16 protein-coding genes and 1 pseudogene are annotated in these 15215 nt (G+C 64.1%); 10 read left to right on the top strand and 7 right to left on the bottom strand.

Annotation, left to right across the window (positions count from 1 at the left end; translation table 11 throughout):
* Positions 1-173 precede the first annotated feature (173 nt).
* The 3 genes from F2P44_RS06580 to F2P44_RS06570 all read left to right on the top strand — a co-directional run bounded on the left by F2P44_RS06580 (position 174) and on the right by F2P44_RS06570 (position 2363).
* On the top strand, positions 174-1178 hold the full coding sequence (locus tag F2P44_RS06580) for an ATP-binding protein (RefSeq protein WP_167085899.1): 1005 nt from the start codon (positions 174-176) through the stop codon (positions 1176-1178).
* Positions 1175-1807 (top strand): response regulator, encoded by a 633-nt coding sequence (locus F2P44_RS06575; protein ID WP_167085898.1) that lies wholly within the window; start codon positions 1175-1177, stop codon positions 1805-1807. Before F2P44_RS06580 ends, F2P44_RS06575 begins: the two co-directional genes overlap by 4 nt.
* A gap of 133 nt (positions 1808-1940) precedes the next feature.
* Positions 1941-2363, top strand: a complete 423-nt coding sequence (locus F2P44_RS06570; RefSeq protein WP_167085897.1) for a helix-turn-helix domain-containing protein — start codon at positions 1941-1943, stop codon at positions 2361-2363.
* On the opposite strand, the gene F2P44_RS06565 is transcribed toward F2P44_RS06570, so the two are convergent.
* Positions 2360-3145 carry an AraC family transcriptional regulator gene (locus F2P44_RS06565; RefSeq protein ID WP_167085896.1) on the bottom strand — a complete coding sequence of 262 codons (786 nt, stop codon included), beginning with the start codon at positions 3143-3145 and terminating at the stop codon, positions 2360-2362. The two genes, F2P44_RS06570 and F2P44_RS06565, sit on opposite strands and share 4 nt — an antisense overlap.
* Before the next feature lie 341 nt (positions 3146-3486).
* Between F2P44_RS06565 and F2P44_RS06555 the strand changes: the two genes are divergently transcribed.
* Together F2P44_RS06555 and F2P44_RS06550 are read left to right on the top strand one after the other, a co-directional pair.
* Entirely contained in the window at positions 3487-4092 is a 606-nt protein-coding gene (locus F2P44_RS06555) for an MSMEG_1061 family FMN-dependent PPOX-type flavoprotein (protein WP_167085926.1), read from the top strand.
* A 114-nt stretch (positions 4093-4206) separates the two neighbouring features.
* The gene (locus F2P44_RS06550; protein ID WP_167085895.1) at positions 4207-4632 is read left to right on the top strand and encodes a hypothetical protein; all 426 of its coding nucleotides are present in this window, start codon (positions 4207-4209) and stop codon (positions 4630-4632) included.
* A gap of 145 nt (positions 4633-4777) precedes the next feature.
* Here F2P44_RS06550 and F2P44_RS36860 read toward each other — a convergent pair whose 3' ends face one another.
* On the bottom strand, positions 4778-5080 hold the full coding sequence (locus tag F2P44_RS36860) for an RHS repeat-associated core domain-containing protein (RefSeq protein WP_229423424.1): 303 nt from the start codon (positions 5078-5080) through the stop codon (positions 4778-4780).
* A gap of 291 nt (positions 5081-5371) precedes the next feature.
* Between F2P44_RS36860 and F2P44_RS06540 the strand changes: the two genes are divergently transcribed.
* The 4 genes and pseudogenes from F2P44_RS06540 to F2P44_RS06525 all read left to right on the top strand — a co-directional run bounded on the left by F2P44_RS06540 (position 5372) and on the right by F2P44_RS06525 (position 8672).
* Complete coding sequence (locus tag F2P44_RS06540; RefSeq protein ID WP_167085893.1) at positions 5372-6049, top strand: CsgG/HfaB family protein; 678 nt, start codon at positions 5372-5374, stop codon at positions 6047-6049.
* A gap of 13 nt (positions 6050-6062) precedes the next feature.
* On the top strand, positions 6063-6422 hold the full coding sequence (locus tag F2P44_RS06535) for a DUF4810 domain-containing protein (RefSeq protein WP_167085892.1): 360 nt from the start codon (positions 6063-6065) through the stop codon (positions 6420-6422).
* Position 6423: 1 nt separating this feature from the next.
* A pseudogene (locus F2P44_RS35385) lies at positions 6424-7077 on the top strand (DUF799 domain-containing protein); the annotation flags it as partial.
* Positions 7078-8186: 1109 nt separating this feature from the next.
* Complete coding sequence (locus tag F2P44_RS06525; protein WP_167085891.1) at positions 8187-8672, top strand: zinc-ribbon domain containing protein; 486 nt, start codon at positions 8187-8189, stop codon at positions 8670-8672.
* On the opposite strand, the gene F2P44_RS06520 is transcribed toward F2P44_RS06525, so the two are convergent.
* Both F2P44_RS06520 and F2P44_RS06515 read right to left on the bottom strand, forming a co-directional pair.
* Positions 8669-9277 (bottom strand): hypothetical protein, encoded by a 609-nt coding sequence (locus tag F2P44_RS06520; RefSeq protein ID WP_167085890.1) that lies wholly within the window; start codon positions 9275-9277, stop codon positions 8669-8671. The genes F2P44_RS06525 and F2P44_RS06520 overlap by 4 nt on opposite strands.
* A gap of 71 nt (positions 9278-9348) precedes the next feature.
* Positions 9349-9948 (bottom strand): short chain dehydrogenase, encoded by a 600-nt coding sequence (locus F2P44_RS06515; RefSeq protein WP_167085889.1) that lies wholly within the window; start codon positions 9946-9948, stop codon positions 9349-9351.
* A gap of 114 nt (positions 9949-10062) precedes the next feature.
* On the opposite strand from F2P44_RS06515, the gene F2P44_RS06510 reads away from it, so the two are divergent.
* Positions 10063-10947, top strand: a complete 885-nt coding sequence (locus F2P44_RS06510) for a LysR family transcriptional regulator (RefSeq protein WP_167085888.1) — start codon at positions 10063-10065, stop codon at positions 10945-10947.
* Positions 10948-10976: 29 nt separating this feature from the next.
* On the opposite strand, the gene F2P44_RS06505 is transcribed toward F2P44_RS06510, so the two are convergent.
* The 3 genes from F2P44_RS06505 to F2P44_RS06495 are packed head-to-tail and all read right to left on the bottom strand — an operon-like array spanning position 10977 to position 15210.
* Entirely contained in the window at positions 10977-12416 is a 1440-nt protein-coding gene (locus F2P44_RS06505; protein WP_229423418.1) for an efflux transporter outer membrane subunit, read from the bottom strand.
* Positions 12417-12432: 16 nt separating this feature from the next.
* A complete protein-coding gene (locus F2P44_RS06500; RefSeq protein ID WP_167085886.1) occupies positions 12433-14040 on the bottom strand; it encodes a DHA2 family efflux MFS transporter permease subunit in 1608 nt (535 codons plus the stop codon).
* Between the two features lie 9 nt (positions 14041-14049).
* Positions 14050-15210, bottom strand: a complete 1161-nt coding sequence (locus tag F2P44_RS06495) for an HlyD family secretion protein (RefSeq protein ID WP_167085885.1) — start codon at positions 15208-15210, stop codon at positions 14050-14052.
* Positions 15211-15215 lie beyond the last annotated feature (5 nt).

Genomic DNA, 15215 nt, shown 5'->3' with positions numbered 1-15215 from the left:
CCCCCCCCCCGGGGGCCCCCCGCCCCCCCCCGCCCCCCCCCCCCCCCCCCCGCCCCCCCCCCCGGGGGGGCCCCCCCGGGGCCCCGGGGCCGGGGGGGCCCCCCCCCCGGGGCGCCCACGCCACGCTTGCCGCCGGCGCCCAGCGCATCGCGATCGACTACACGGCGTTGAGTTTGTCGGCACCAGAACGGCTGAGCTTTCGCTATCGCCTGGACGGCTACGACGCCGGCTGGCAGGACGCGGGCCGCCAGCGCCAGGCTGTGTACACCGGACTCAATCCGGGCAAATACCGCTTCCGCGTGCTGGCGCATAACCAGGACGGCCTGCCCAGCACGCAGGAAGCCGTGTTCGAGTTCAGCATCCCGCCGGCGCTGTACCGCCAGCCGCTGTTCCTGCTGCTGGCCGGCGCGCTGGCGTTTGCCGCCTTGTGGATGCTGTACCGGATCAACATGCGGCGCGCCGCCGAACGCCTGCGCGAGCGCATCGAGGAGCGCCACAGCGAACGCGAACGCATTGCGCGCGACCTGCACGACACCTTGCTGCAAGGCGTGCATGGGCTGATTTTGCGCTTCCAGGCGATCGTCTACACCATCCCGGCCGGCAGCCCCGCGCGCCGCAGCCTGGAAGAAGCGCTGGACCGCGCCGACGAAGTGCTGATCGAAGGACGCGACCGCGTGCGCGACCTGCGCACCGGCGCGGTCGACCTGAGCGAGCTGCACGACGCCCTGGCGGCGCTGGGCGCGGAACTCGAACAGAAAGGCGGCGCGCGCTTTGCGCTCACGGTGCGCGGCACGACCGCGCCGCTGCGCCCGCTGGTGCGCGACGAGGTGTACCAGGTCGGGCACGAGGCGATCGTCAACGCCTTCCGCCATGCGCATGCGCTGCACGTGAAGGTGGAAATCGAGTACGGCGCGCGCCAGTTCCAGATGACGGTGAGCGACGATGGCCTGGGCATCGCCCCGGCCTACCTGACACCGATGGGACGTGCCGACCACTGGGGGCTGCGCGGCATGCACGAGCGGGTCGGCCGCATCGGCGCGCTGCTCGCCATCCACAGCGACCCGGCGCGCGGCAGCGAGGTCCGGCTCGGCATCAAGGCGCAGCTGGCATACCGGCGCGGAACGCGGCGCCTGTTTGCGTGGCGGCGTACAAAAAACGATCAACGAGGCGACAAATGACATCTGAAACGACACCCATCCGCGTGCTGGTGTGCGACGACCATCCGATGATGCGCGAAGGGATCGCCGCCGTCATCGCCAGCCAGCCCGATATGTGCCTGGCCGGGGAAGCCGGCGATGGGCGCGAGGCCGTGGCGCAGTACCGCATGCTGCAACCGGACGTCGCGCTGATCGACATCCAGATGCCGGACATGAACGGCATTGAGGCGATCCAGGCGATCCGCGCCGAATTCGGGCAGGCGCGCATCGCGGTGCTGACCACCTACCGGGGCGACGCGCGCGCGCTGCAAGCCATCCGTTCTGGCGCGCAGGCGTATCTGCTCAAAAGCGCCCTGCGCAAGGAACTGACCGAGGCGATCCGCGCACTGGCTGCGGGCAAGCGCTATTTTCCGGCGGAGATCGCCGCCGAACTGGCCAACCATCTTGGCCAGGAACGCCTGACCCCGCGCGAAGTGCAGGTACTGCAACTGATCGCGCGCGGCCACAGCAACAAACAGGTGGCGGGCGAACTGGCGCTGTCGGAAGATACCGTCAAGGGGCACCTGCGCAATATCATGGACAAGCTGGGGGCGAACAACCGCACGCACGCGGTGACGATCGGGATCGAGCGCGGGTTCATCGGCCTGTAAAGATTCGCGGGCGCCGACTCGCACCAACACTTTCGGGGGGGTACACAGTCACCTGAGTGGCCCTGTTCGCCCAAGCTGGCTTCACGCATCATCGTCGCTGACGGAGCATCGTCATGCCACCCTGGAGCGAACCATGCAAGCGACCCTCAATTTCACCGTATCGAAGGCCCCGCCGGTGCGCCGCTTCCGGCGCGCGTCGCCCGTTCCCGCCCCCGACTATGGCAAAGGCGCCCTCGCCCCCTGGCAGGTGCGCCAGCTGACCGCGCATATCGACGCCAACCTGTGCGCCACCCTGCGTACCACGCACCTGGCCGCCACCGTGGGCCTGAGCGTGAGCCACTTCTCGCGCGCGTTCAAGAACGCGGTCGGGGTGCCGGCCCGTGTTTACGTGCTGCGCCGGCGCGTGGCCGCAGCCTGCGAGGCCATGCTGGCCAGTGACGAAGCGCTGACCGATATCGCGCACGCCCACGGCTTTTGCGACCAGTCCCACTTCACGCGCGCGTTCCAGATGCAGATCGGGATGGGACCGCAGGCCTGGCGCCGCAGCCAGCGTTAATGTGCGGGCAGCGCGCGCCGGTACGCCGCCGGCGTCGCCCCGAACTCGCGCGTGAACAGCGTGATGAACGCGCTCGCGCTGGCATAACCGAGGTCCATGGCGACCGTGGTCACCGGCCGCCCCGCAGCCAGCATTTCGAGCGCCCGCATCAGGCGCGCGCGCTGGCGCCACGCGGCAAAGCCAAATCCGGTTTCGGCGACAAAGCGGCGCGTCAGCGTGCGCGAACTCATGGCGGCCCATTGCGCCCACTGTTCCAGGTCACGCTCGTCAGCCGGGTCGTCGATCAGTGCGCGGGCCACCCGTTGCAGGCGCGGGTCGCGCGGCAGCGGCAGTCCGAATGGCGCCGGCGGTGCGTCCCGGATCTCGTCGAGGATCACGTGGGCGATGCGTTCGCGCTGCGCGCCGAGCGGTTCGAGCGCCCACGTGGCGGCGCGCAGCACCGCTTCGCGCAGCAGGCCCGAGGTGCGGATCGTGCAGGGGCGCGACGGCAGGCCGGCGCAAGCCGGCTCGGCGACATATGCGCTCCAGCCCGAGAACGGCCCGTGCGAGCGCACCGAATGGAAGTGGTGCGGCGGCAGCCACACCGCGTGAATCGCCGGCACGATCCACTGGCCATCCTCCACGCCCACCGATAACAGGCCGCGCAAGGACCCCATTAACTGTCCGCGCGCGTGCCGGTGACCGGAGGAAGCACGTTCGCCATCCTGGCTGCCTGCCGCCACGATGACCACAGGTCCCTCGGAGGTGTTGATGGTGGCGGGATCGAGAGTCAGGTCGGACATGGCGGATTCGCGTTATTAGTTGGCGGATATAGTGTACAGCGGACAGGCGGATTTGCTTATGCTGCGGTTTTGATCCATTCGGAGATGCCATGCACGCACAAGATATCCTGCCAGACGATGTGAATGAAGCCAGCTTCCAGGGCCTGACGATACGCAAGGGAACCGTGGCGGCGTTTCTCGCCAATGCGCGCGCCTTCGCCGATCCGGCGCTGGCGCATGCAGCGCGCGCCGCCGTGCAAGCCGACATCGAAGAGGCACTGCCGGCGCTGCGCGCGCTGGGCATCTTCGATGTGTTCGACATCCGGCACGCGCCACTGCGCGCCCTGGTCGAGAAGCGCGATATGGCCGCGCAGCCGGACCTCGATGCGCTGTATGCGGCGCCGTCGGAGCGGATCCGGAAGGCCGTGCTGGAGCGGCTGGTGCCGGTACACGAAGACTATCTCGCGGCGGCCACGTTTTTCGCCCTGGCGACCGGCCGCGCCCAAGGGCTGGACGTGTCGCCACGCGGCGGCCCGCCGGGCTTCGTGAAAGTGATCGACGCGCGCACGCTGGCTTTTGCCGATTGGCCGGGCAACAACCGCATCGAATCGATGCGCAACCTGGCCGACGACGAGCGCGCCGCCATGATGTTCCTGTTCCCCGGCCTGGAAGTATTCATGCGCATCAACGGGCGCGCGCGCGTGAGCACCGACGCGGACCTGCTGGCGAAGCTGGCCGAGGGCGAGCGTCTGCCGAAAACAGCCATCGTGGTGGCAATCGACGAAGTGCTGATGCACTGCGGTAAAGCGATCAACCGCGCGCGCCTGTGGAGCGAGCAAGCGCGTATCGAGCGCACGGCGCTGCCCACGGTCGGGCAGATGCTGGTGTCGATGGCCATGATTGGCGAGGCCGAGGTGGCGCACGTCGATGCGCATTACGAGCATGCGGTGCGCAACGATCTTTACTAAGACGCAGGTCTTTGCGCACCGCGCCGCCCCCCGGTAGTCGCAACAGGTCCCGGTCCGTGGCGGTGCGGATACAATCAATCCGCTCAACTGCGCAATAAGGCGATGGATAGCCCGATGAATTTCCGACGTTTGACCAGATCGAAATGGGGCGCAGTCCTGGCGACCATCCTGCTGTTTGCAGTCGTATTCGTCGTGGGTATCACGCTCACCGGCCTTTTTTCTCTATCGTGGGTAAGCGGAAACGGTGGAGACTGGAATTGGCATGATGTTCTGACATCAGTATGCATGCTCACAGTCCTTGGCGCCTATTACGGGACCATTGTGGCCTTTGACGCCAGATCGACAATGGCGGTTGCAGATCACCCGCTTCTGCGCACGCTGTTATGCGGTGCGCTCGGTGCGGCTGCCGTTCTTGTTGCGAAGGCGTGGCCACCGGAGACGGTCAGCCACACCGTGGTGGCGGCCGGCGCGGTGGTCGGTAGCGTGCTCGGATGGCTCGGATGGCTCGGGTGGACCTGGGCCAAATACGTTAATTTTTAACTTTTGCTAGCCCACATCGCCGATCATCCCATCAACCGCGTTGACGAGTTCCTGCCCTGGCATTTCGCCGGGCAGCTGGCCCCTGCCTGAAAACACTCCGCTTCCCAGCGGTGTGACGACATCATCGAACAATTCGCGGCCGGACTCAATACGGTGTTGGGCAGACGCTTACCCACCATCTGCCGTTGCGCTTGACGCCATCCATGACGCGGTAGGCCTTGCACGTCAATCCAAGCGGGTCGACCCAACCGACAGGATTTGGTGCATAGCGACATAAGTTCGTACCGCCCTGCAGTCTCACCGGATCGTGCGTCAGGTAGCGGCCAGCCTGAGGATCATAGTAACGGTGCCGATTATAGTGGAAACCAGTTTCCTTGTCGGCGTATTGCCCATCGGCCTGTTCTCGTCCGCGGGGGAGCGTACGGCACCGCCGCGCCAGCCCTTCCATATCGCCGCGTCTGCGCATGCGAATGAATTCCTTGACAGGTGCGGCTCACCGCCTCCGTCTTGGTGCCGCTGTTGTTCATGACGAAGGTGTCGATATCGAGGCAAAAGTCGGCCCCCGTCGCCCGTGATACTGCTGCCATTGAAGTGATCAACAGAAGTGATCAACACGTTTGTTAAATAACAATTAACAACGATAGTTGATCATAGGAAAACTCCGAGTATAATGCGCAGATCTGAGATCTTATTATTTCTTTAATATTGGCTTCGTGCCCGCACACTAATTGGAGTACACATGAAATTAGCCCTTGCGCGCCCTTTATTGATTGGCGTGTGTATCCTGTCGGCCCTCGCTGGCTGTGCCACCGAAAGCTCAAGGGCCGTCACACTACCAACGGTCGCCAGCGCCAGCCGTCCTTACACGGGCGTGCGCAGCTTGATTGCAGTTGGCCGTTTCGATAACCGTTCGAGCTTTCAGCGCGGTATTTTTTCGGACGGCGTCGATCGTTTGGGCAGTCAGGCCAAGACGATTTTGATCGCGCATTTACAGCAAACTAACCGCTTCAATGTGCTCGACCGCGACAATCTTGAGCAGTTGACGCAGGAAGCCGGTTTCAAACGCCAAGGCCAGGCGATCAAGGGCGCCGACTTTATCGTCACCGGCGACGTGACCGAATTCGGCCGCAAGGAAGTGGGTGACCAGCAATTGTTTGGCTTGGCAGGCCGCGGCAAGACCCAGCTTGCCTATGCCAAGGTAACCCTCAACGTGGTCAACATCACCACGTCGGAAGTGGTCTATTCGAGCCAGGGCGCCGGCGAATTTAGCCTGTCGAACCGCGAAGTGCTCGGCTTTGGCGGCACCGCCAGCTATGACGCCACGCTCAACGGAAAAGTCATCGACTTGGCCATGCGCGAAGCGGTCGAGCGCCTTGTTGCCGGTGTTGAGAGCGGCGCTCTGGCACTACCAAAATAATCACGCCCCTCCCATGAAAATCAAATTTATCAATGCACTGGCCGTGGCGCTGGCCGCCTTCGCACTCGTTGGATGCCGAACTGCCCCGCCTTCCATTTACCAGTGGGGTTCGTACGAACCTCAGCTGAACGGGCATTTCAAGGGCGAGAGCCCGATCCAGCAAATCGTCGTGATGGAAAAACATTTGCAAACCGCCAGCACGCACGGCAAACAAGTTCCCCCTGGTTTCCACGCCCATCTCGGCATGCTCTATTCGATCGCTGGCAGGCCAGACCAGGTCGCCGCCCAATTCCAGGAAGAAAAGCGACTCTTCCCGGAATCGGAACCATACATGAATCGTCTACTTGAGACTCTTGGCAAGGGGGGGCACTAATATGTCGAAACGAATGCTAAAGCTGGCCGCCTTGATCGTGCCGGCAGTATTGAGTGTCGGTTGCGCCACGCAGCACGCCACGCCTTACGATTACAGCGCATTTGAGGCGAGCAACCCGCACTCGATCTTGGTGCTACCACCCGTGAATAATTCGCCGGACGTGAAGGCGACCTTTAGCGTGTATGCGCAGGTCACGCATCCCTTGGCCGAAGCCGGCTATTACGTCTTGCCCGTTGCCGTGGTCAACGAAACGTTCAAACAAAACGGCTTGACCAACGCGACCGACATTCACAATGTTGACCCGAAAAAACTGCAGCAGATTTTCGGCGCCGATGCAGCCCTGTATTTGACCATCACGCAGTACGGCAGCAGCTATAAGGTCATCAGCAGTACCGTTACGGTGGCGGCCGAAGCCAAGCTGGTGGATTTGAAAACCGGTGCGCTCTTGTGGAACAACCAGGTCGTTGTTGTCGACAACGGCAATCAGGGCAATGCCGGAGGCGGCATCGTCGGCGCTTTGGTCCAGGTGGCGGTCAAGCAAATCCTCAATTCCGCGCTCGATAAGTCCTATACAGTGGCGCGTACGGCAAACGAGCGCCTGTTGGCAGGCGGCCAGATGAATGGCCTGCTGTATGGTCCGCGTTCGCCGAATTACAAGGGGCGCAATGGCGCACTCCCAAGCGCCACGGCGCCGCAGCCCAAGGCCAAGCCAGCTGCCGCGCCAGCCGTTGTGAACGCGAGCACCTCGCCGGTCGCCGCACTGGCTGTCTCCCAGACCAGCACCGCGCCGGTCGCACCGCCACCAGCGCCAGTCGCCGCAGCACCGGCAATGCCAATAGCACCTGCAACGATCGCGACCGTCGTGCCGCCAGCGCCATCCGCTGCAATGGCAAGACCGACTGCGGTGGCGCTTGCGCCCCAAGCTGCGGCGGCGCCTGCGGCGCAGCTGAGTGGACCGGAGCGGCGCTACGCGGAAGTGCTGCGCCTCGGTCAGGCCCAGCACGCGGCACTGGACCCGACATCGAATTGGTATCGCCCCGATGTGTACGAATGGGTCATGGAGCGCAAAGCCGAATTCATCGCCGCCGGCCATGCTCCTGATGTCGCCTTGAAGCGCGCAATTGCAACAATGGAGAGCAACTGATCCCCGCGCGCGAATGAGGTGTCCTATCCGACTTCGCGCGCCTGGAAAGACTTCACCTGTTCTTGCTATCTGCACTGTTTGTGTGCCTGCAGCGCACAGGCCGAAATGTGTCGCACTCATTCAGGGGGGCCCTGGCTTCTATCACGAGCAGGGCTTCAGAGATTTCAATCTGTTCTGCTGTAGCGGCGATGCTCTTTCCATTTTCAGCACGTCATGCCTTTACGATGAGCTGGCAAGCGCTTCTCGATAGCGAAGTATGGAAATAAGGAAGCCTATGCATTAGCTGCGCATGCACGAGAACCGTTCCTTGCCGAGCGCGTTGCTGAGCCTGCTCTTCATCACCGGGCTGCTAGACAGCTTGAGCGCGAGCTGACAAACCCGGCACCTCAGGCGCGCCCTCGCGAGTCCGACGCCACTACCCAGAAACGCATGCTCCATGCAACCAAGCATCACGTGTGAAGTCCGAGCTCAGGACATCCCCCCAGCCGCCAAACGGCAGTGCAGTTTCCCGCATCTTTCGAACAGTGACAGCCCGTTGGCGACTGCAAAACATCGATGCAATCCGGCGGCACGGTCGCTCACGTAAAATCTGCTTTTTCAGCATTGCACAGGCATTGGACATGACGTCGCCCGACCATGCCTTTCCCGATCTTAGACCTGCCTGCATTCCTGCCGAACCGGAGCGCTGGTCCGCCAAAAGCAAAACATCGCTTCCGTATCAATTGGGATGGGTCAAGCACTACACCGACAAAGCATATGTTTGCCGGACCTGCGGCACTTCCTGCGTTTTTACTGCGCAGGATCAGATGTATGCCTACGAGGTTAAAAAGGCTTACATCGACCAACAACGCACGCTGTGCAGGCCGTGCTGGAACCATTCAAATGACATCGCAGCACAGCTCCGGTCTTGTGCAAGCAAATGGGCGGAGGAAAAAACTTCCTTGAACAACAACGTCGCGTTTCTAACCGAATGGCTGGAACTTCTGAAACAACGTGAGCGCTACATTTTCACAAATCCGGACACCGCCCAAAAGAACATGTTGATCAAGCTGATTCGTCAAGCCGCCGCGCCAGCGCTCTCAAGCTCACCCCGCGCGCCGTCTTAATCGTCAGCGGCAGGCGGCGGATACCGCATCGGCTCGATATCCCACACGCTCCCATCCTGTTTGCGCCACGTCAGCTGGCCGATCAATTCCCCTTCGGGGTCGTACAGCCGGATATTTGCCGGGGCATAGATGCCGGGACCAGGTCCGCAGCCCGAGCCAATGTAAATGCGGGGTTCGATGAAACCGTACTCGCACTGCGCATGCCTCAGGAGGGGCTGGGCCACATCCATCCACTGATAACGCGATCCCCCGCAGCAGAGCGCCCGGGCTGGGCGGCGGCGTCCCATGCGCCAGCGCAGCTGGTCGCCGAGTTCCCGTATCGCATCCGCTGGCTCCATGAACTTGGCATACGACGGGTACTCGACTGGCTGGCCGGCACGCGCGGCGCCGTAGGCACCTTCAAATGCCCTCAGAGGAGCAATGTCCTCCACCCCGCAAACGCACTCGCAATCCTTGCACCACGCGGGACGCAGATTGATCCACAGCAGATCGGCATCGGCGATTTGCTCGTGCGCCGGTGCCGCGCCCACGTAATAGTACGCCTCACGAAACTTGAAATCGAATTGTTCATGACAGCTGCTGCAAACATACAGATCGGGGAGCATGGGATGCCTTCGGGCGGATGTGCTGGCGAGCCATTATCCGCCTTGTTACTGCCGCCAACAAGCGCGCCGATTTACCACACCCGGTACACCTGCCCCGTCTGCGCGCCTTCCACGCTGCGGCTGTACGCCAGCGCCACGCGGCTGGTCGGCACCGCCTCGAATCCGTAAAAATACGGTCCATACACATCGAGCGATTCTTCCAGAACCGTCGGGCTGATGGCATTGATGCGCAAGCCGCGCGGCAGCTCGATGGCGGCGCCACGCACAAACCCCTCCACGGCGTTATTGACCATGCTGGCCGACGCGCCAAACCGGATCGGGTGCTCGGCCACGATCCCGCTGATCAGGGTTATCGATCCGCCGTCATTCAAAAACGCCGGCGCCACCTGCGCCACATTCACCTGCCCCATCAATTTGCTGGCGATGCCGACCTGGAACTGCTCCGGTCCCAGCTCGGCCAGCGGTCCGAAATGCACGGCGCCGGCGGCCACCACCACCGCGTCGACCTTGCCGGTTTGCTCGAACAGATGCCGCACCTGGGCGATGTCGCGGATATCGGCGCGCACGTCGCCGCTGTTGGCACCCACGGTGACGATGTCGTGGCGCACGGCCAGATGGGAAGAAACTGCCTTGCCGATGGTGCCGCTGGCGCCGATCACGATGATTTTCATAGCTACTCCTTATAAGTTGAGAAACGAAGAGTTCGAGCCATCAGTATCTTCCCGTTAGCAATCGAGATAAATGCGCTAACATGACGGATATTACTCACTCACAATTCGGAATCAATGGACAAGCTGCGCAGCATGGAGATTTTCACGGCGGTGGTGGACGACGGCAGCTTCACTGCGGCCGCCGCGCGCTTCGATATGTCGGCCGTGATGGTCGGCAAGCACATCCGCTTCCTGGAAGAGCGCCTCGGCGCGCGCCTGCTCGCGCGCACCACGCGGCGCCAGAGCCTGACCGAAATCGGCGAACAGTATGTGGAGCAGTGCCGCAGCATCCTGGCGCAGGTGCGCGCCGCCGAATCTGGCGCGGAAGCGATGCGGCTCGCCCCGCGCGGGCGCCTGCGCATCAGCGCGCCCGTCACATTCGGCAGCGAGTCGCTCTCGCCGCTGCTGCCACGCTATCTGGCGCAGCATCCCGAAGTGAGCCTCGATCTGGAGTTGAACGACCGCCTGGTCGACGTGGTCGACGATGGCTATGACGCCGCAATCCGCATCGGCGACCTGGATGATTCGGGCATGATCGCGCGCCGCCTGCGTCCCTACCGCATGCTGATCTGCGCCTCGCCCGATTACCTCGCGCGCCACGGCGAACCGCGCGTGCCGGCCGATCTGGCACAGCACGAGTGCCTGGACTTCATGCACTGGAAAAAACTGGTGCGCTGGCGCCTGGGGGACGATGACGGCGGTGCGCCGGCGCGCGCCAGCCGGTTCCGTTCGAACAATGGACAGGCGCTGAAACAGGCGGCGCTGGCGGGCTTCGGGATTGTGATGCAGGCGGAGGTGATGCTGGCGCAGGAAGTGGCCGCCGGACGGCTGGTGTCGCTGCTGGAAGCGCATATTCCGGCGCCGCGCACGATGCACATCATGTATCCGCGCGACCGTCAGGCCACGCCGAAACTGACTACGTTTGTCGATTTTCTGCTGGGGCACTTCGGCCCGCTGTAGTGCGGCGAGCGCACTACAGCGGGTAAGCCTTAACGCGAGGCCTGGGCGATGGTCGCCTCGGCTGCTTGCTGAGTCCAGCCGCCACCGAGCGAACGCGCCACCGCCACGCTGGCCAGCAGACGCTGGGTGCGGATTTGCGCGGCGGCGCGGTCGGCATTGAGTGAGCTGCGCTGGGCATCGGTCACGTCCAGGTAGGTCGACAGACCACGCTCATAGCGTGCTTGCGCCACCAGGTATGCGCGCGCCGCAGCCTTCTGCGACTGGGCCTGCACTTCACCCTGGCGCTGGCGCTGCTGCACGTCCGACAGCGCATCTTCCACTTCGCGCAAGGCCGTCAGCAGCTTGGTTTCGTGATTGGCGCGCGCTTCGGCGTAGCGTGCCTGCGACATCGCCAGATTGGCTTTGTTGCGGCCACCATCGAAGATCGGCAGCGACAAGGCCAGCGGGCCGATGGAAAACTGGCGCGCGCCGCTATTGGTCAGATTGCTCAGGCTTTCGGAAGCAAAACCGAAATTGCCGGTCAGGGTTAGCGACGGATAGAACGCGCCTTCCGACACCGCCACTTGCGCATTGGCCGCACGCAGGGCCGCCACGCTCGACGCTAGGTCCGGCCGCTGCGACAGCAGGCTGGCCTGCAGGCCGACCGGAATGGCCGGCGGCGTCGGCAGGTCCACCTTGGCAGCGGCGGCGATCAGCGGCGACGACGGCGACACGCCCACCAGGGTGGCCAGGCTGTGTTCGAGCAGGTTGCGCTGACGCTGCACTTCGTGCAGGTCCGCTTCGGCGTTGGCACGCTCGACCCGGGCACGCGACACATCGAGTTCGTTCGTCAGGCCGGCATCGAAGCGTGCTTCGACCAGTTGCTGCGATTCGCCGCGCGTCGCCAGTGCGTTTTTAAGGATCGCCATTTCGGCATCCATGCCGCGCAGCTGCCAGTAAGTGCTGGCCACTTGCGCCGACAGCAGCAAGATCACGCCATCGCGGTCGTCCTGGGCGGCCAGGGCCTGGGCGTCGGCCGCTTCGACCACGCGCTTGACGCGGCCCCACAGGTCCAGCTCATACGAGAGCGAACCGCCGACAAAATAGTTATTCCCTTCGATCGAGCGGTGCCCCAGGGCCAGGCCCTGCGAGGTCTCGGCCGAACTGCGCGCATTGCTCACCGAGGTGCTCAGGTTCACGCTCGGCGACAGCGCCGCGCGCAGGTTGCCCATTTGCGCCTGCGCTTGCAGCAATCGCTGCGCGGACGCTTTCACGCCCGGGTTGTCGCGCACGGCGCGCTGCTCAAGGTCGTTCAGGGTGGCGTCGCCGAACACGGTCCACCAGCTCGCCGGCAGGCGCGCGCCAGCCAGGGTGTCGGCGCCGGCGTGGCGCCAGGCCGGGCCGGCCGAGGCGACAGGTTCGACGAAATCGGTGCCGATGGTGGCACAGCCGGACAGCGCCAGCAGCGCGCACAGGATCAGTGGCTTCAAGGTGATTCTCCCTACTTTAATGAGCGCCCGCGCCGGGACCGGACGGGGCTTTGACGTTGTCGGCGAACAGCAGCGCGCCGACGCAAGCGAACAGGAATACGGCCATGATGACAAAGCCATCGTTATAGGCCATGACATAGGCTTCGCGCCGCACCACGCGGTCGATCACCGACAGCGCCTGGTTGGCGGCGGTGGCGGGATCGATGCCGCTGGCGACAAACGCCTGGGTCAGCTGGTCCAGGCGTTGCTGGACCGGGGCCGACATGGCGGTGACCGACTGGCCGATGATCGCCGAGTGGAAGTGCTCGCGGTTGGTGAGCGTGGTGGCCAGCATGGCGATGCCGATCGAGCCGCCCAGGTTACGCGTCATGTTGAACAGGCTCGATGCCGACGAAGTATCGGCCGGGGCGATTTTATGCATCGCGAAGCTCGACAAGGTCAGCATGATGAAAGGCTGGCCCAGGGCGCGCACGACCTGAGACCAGAACAGCTGGTCGTACCCGGTGCTCGCATCCATGTGCGAATTCATCAGGCACGAAATTCCAAACAGGGTCAGGCCGATCGAGCACAGGATGCGGTTGTCGACCTTGGACGACAGCGCGGCGGCAAACGGCATGATGAACAGTTGCGGCAGGCCGGCCCACATGATGACTTCACCGATCTGCATCGGGGTGTAGCCGGCGATCTGGCCCAGGTACAGCGGCAGCAGGAACGAGGAACCGTACAGACCCATGCCGATCACCGCCGACAGAATGGTGGCGACGATGAAATTGCGCTGGCCGTACAGGCGCAGGTTCACGAACGGATCGGGGCGCGTCAGGCTGGTGGCGGCCCACCCCACCAGGCCAATCAGCGACAGGGCCGCGAACAGGATGATGAAGTTGGAATCGAACCAGTCTTTCGAATTGCCCTCTTCGAGGAAGATGGTCAGGCAGCCGAGGCCCATGGCCATCATGGCGATGCCGAGCCAGTCGGCCTTGACCAGCAGGCGCAGGTCGCTGGGGCTGCGGTCCAGGCCCCACCAGATGCCGCCGATCAGCAGCAGTCCGGGCACCCAGTTGATATAGAAGATCGATGGCCAGCCGTAGATTTCGGACAGGAAGCCGCCCAGGGTCGGGCCCATGGCCGGCGCCAGGGTCGCGGTCAAGCCGAAAATGGCCATGCCGATCGAACGGCGCGAGGCCGGCAGCTTGGCCATGACCAGGGTCATCGCCATGGGAATCAGGGCGCCGCCGGTAAAGCCCTGCAGCGCGCGGAATACGATCATGCTTTCCAGGTTCCAGGCGGTGCCGCACAGGGTCGAGAACACCAGGAACAGCGCGGTGGTGCCCATCATGTACGTGCGCATGCCGAACACGCGCGCCAGCAGCGCGGTCATCGGGATGACGACGATTTCGGCGCACAGGTAGGCGGTGGAAATCCACGAACCCTCTTCCTGGGTGGCCGAGAGGGTGCCCAGGATGTCCCTGAGCGAGGCATTGGTGATCTGGATGTCCAGGATCGCCATGAAGGCGCCCAGCATGCCGGCGGCGACGGCGATCCAGGTGCGCAGGTCGACCTTTTCGGAGATCGGCGGCGCTGCCGCCATTCTCCCGGCGGTCATGGTGTTGGTCGGGCTGCTCATGAAATATGCTTAGTGGGCTGCGGGGGCGGCGGCTGGGGCAGTCGCGGTCTTGGTGGCGGGGACGGCTTGATCGAGTTCGACTTCGGCCAGTGCCGACATGCCCGGCACCAGGCGGCCTTGCAGGGCCTTGACGTCTTCGGCACGCAATACGATCTTGACCGGCACGCGCTGGACGATCTTGGTGAAGTTTCCGGTGGCGTTATCGGCCGGCAGCAGCGCGAACTGGTTGCCCGACGCCGGCGAGAAGCTGTCGATGCGGCCGACCAGCGGATGCTTCGGCATGGCGTCGATCACCACATGGACCGACTGGCCGGGCTGAAGGCCGGCCAACTGGGTTTCCTTGAAATTGGCGGTAATCCAGACGTCGTCCTGCACGATGGCGGCGAGCTGCTGGCCTGGCTGGACGCGCGCGCCCACTTCCACGCTGCGGCGGCCCAGGCGGCCGTCGACCGGCGCCACGATGCGGTTGTAGGCCAGCTGCTGCTGGGCGTCCTTCAACTGGGTTTGCAGCACCTTGATCTGGGCCTTGACGACATCGCGCGCGGCGCCGGCGGCGGTAATCTGGGCCTGGGCCGCGACCACGGTGCCGCGCCGTGCCGACACGTCGGCCACCGCACCGGCGCGGCCGGCGTTGGCGGCATCGAGTTCGGCTTTCGAGACGGCTTTCATCTGCGAGGTGTACAACTGGCCGAAACGCTCGGCATCCTGTTTGGCGCGCAGCAGCTGCGCTTCCGATTGCAGCACCTGGGCCGAGGCGGCGGCGGCCTGCGCGCGCACCTGTTCGACCTGGGCGTCGGCCTGCAGCACCTGCTGCTGGGCGCTGGCGATCTGCGCCTGGATCTGTTCGACCTTGACGCGCTGGTCGGCCGGATCGAGTTCGGCGATCACGTCGCCGGCCTTGACGCTCTGGTTGTCTTCCACCAGCACCTTGGTCACCACGCCGGCAATGCGGGCCGATACCGGGTGCACGTGGCCGGATACATAGGCGTTCTCGGTTTCGACGAAATGGGTGCTGCGGTACCACATGCGGCCACCGCCGCCGATCGCCAGCAGGGCGATCAAGGCCAGAATACCGCGCACGCGCCAGTTGGGCGGGGTCGAGGCGGGCGCCTGGACGGGTGGAACGGCGGCGAGGGCTTGTGGCTCGGCCTTGGCTTGTGCTTGCGACATGGTAC

The sequence above is a fragment of the Massilia frigida genome, assembly GCF_011682175.1.
GTDB classification, from domain to species: domain Bacteria; phylum Pseudomonadota; class Gammaproteobacteria; order Burkholderiales; family Burkholderiaceae_D; genus Telluria_A; species Telluria_A frigida.
Note: the sequence above shows the minus strand (reverse complement) of the source record. Positions and strands in the feature narration are given on the sequence as shown.

Bases quoted from the DNA above. Each gene is read 5' to 3' on its own strand.
- F2P44_RS06575 (WP_167085898.1), top strand. From the start codon at position 1,175: ATGACATCTGAAACGACACCCATCCGCGTGCTGGTGTGCGACGACCAT.
- F2P44_RS06570 (WP_167085897.1), top strand. From the start codon at position 1,941: ATGCAAGCGACCCTCAATTTCACCGTATCGAAGGCCCCGCCGGTGCGC.
- F2P44_RS06565 (WP_167085896.1), bottom strand. From the start codon at position 3,145: ATGTCCGACCTGACTCTCGATCCCGCCACCATCAACACCTCCGAGGGA.
- F2P44_RS06555 (WP_167085926.1), top strand. From the start codon at position 3,487: ATGGCCGCGCAGCCGGACCTCGATGCGCTGTATGCGGCGCCGTCGGAG.
- F2P44_RS06550 (WP_167085895.1), top strand. From the start codon at position 4,207: ATGAATTTCCGACGTTTGACCAGATCGAAATGGGGCGCAGTCCTGGCG.
- F2P44_RS36860 (WP_229423424.1), bottom strand. From the start codon at position 5,080: ATGGAAGGGCTGGCGCGGCGGTGCCGTACGCTCCCCCGCGGACGAGAA.
- F2P44_RS06540 (WP_167085893.1), top strand. From the start codon at position 5,372: ATGAAATTAGCCCTTGCGCGCCCTTTATTGATTGGCGTGTGTATCCTG.
- F2P44_RS06535 (WP_167085892.1), top strand. From the start codon at position 6,063: ATGAAAATCAAATTTATCAATGCACTGGCCGTGGCGCTGGCCGCCTTC.
- F2P44_RS06525 (WP_167085891.1), top strand. From the start codon at position 8,187: ATGACGTCGCCCGACCATGCCTTTCCCGATCTTAGACCTGCCTGCATT.
- F2P44_RS06520 (WP_167085890.1), bottom strand. From the start codon at position 9,277: ATGCTCCCCGATCTGTATGTTTGCAGCAGCTGTCATGAACAATTCGAT.
- F2P44_RS06515 (WP_167085889.1), bottom strand. From the start codon at position 9,948: ATGAAAATCATCGTGATCGGCGCCAGCGGCACCATCGGCAAGGCAGTT.
- F2P44_RS06510 (WP_167085888.1), top strand. From the start codon at position 10,063: ATGGACAAGCTGCGCAGCATGGAGATTTTCACGGCGGTGGTGGACGAC.
- F2P44_RS06500 (WP_167085886.1), bottom strand. From the start codon at position 14,040: ATGAGCAGCCCGACCAACACCATGACCGCCGGGAGAATGGCGGCAGCG.
- F2P44_RS06495 (WP_167085885.1), bottom strand. From the start codon at position 15,210: ATGTCGCAAGCACAAGCCAAGGCCGAGCCACAAGCCCTCGCCGCCGTT.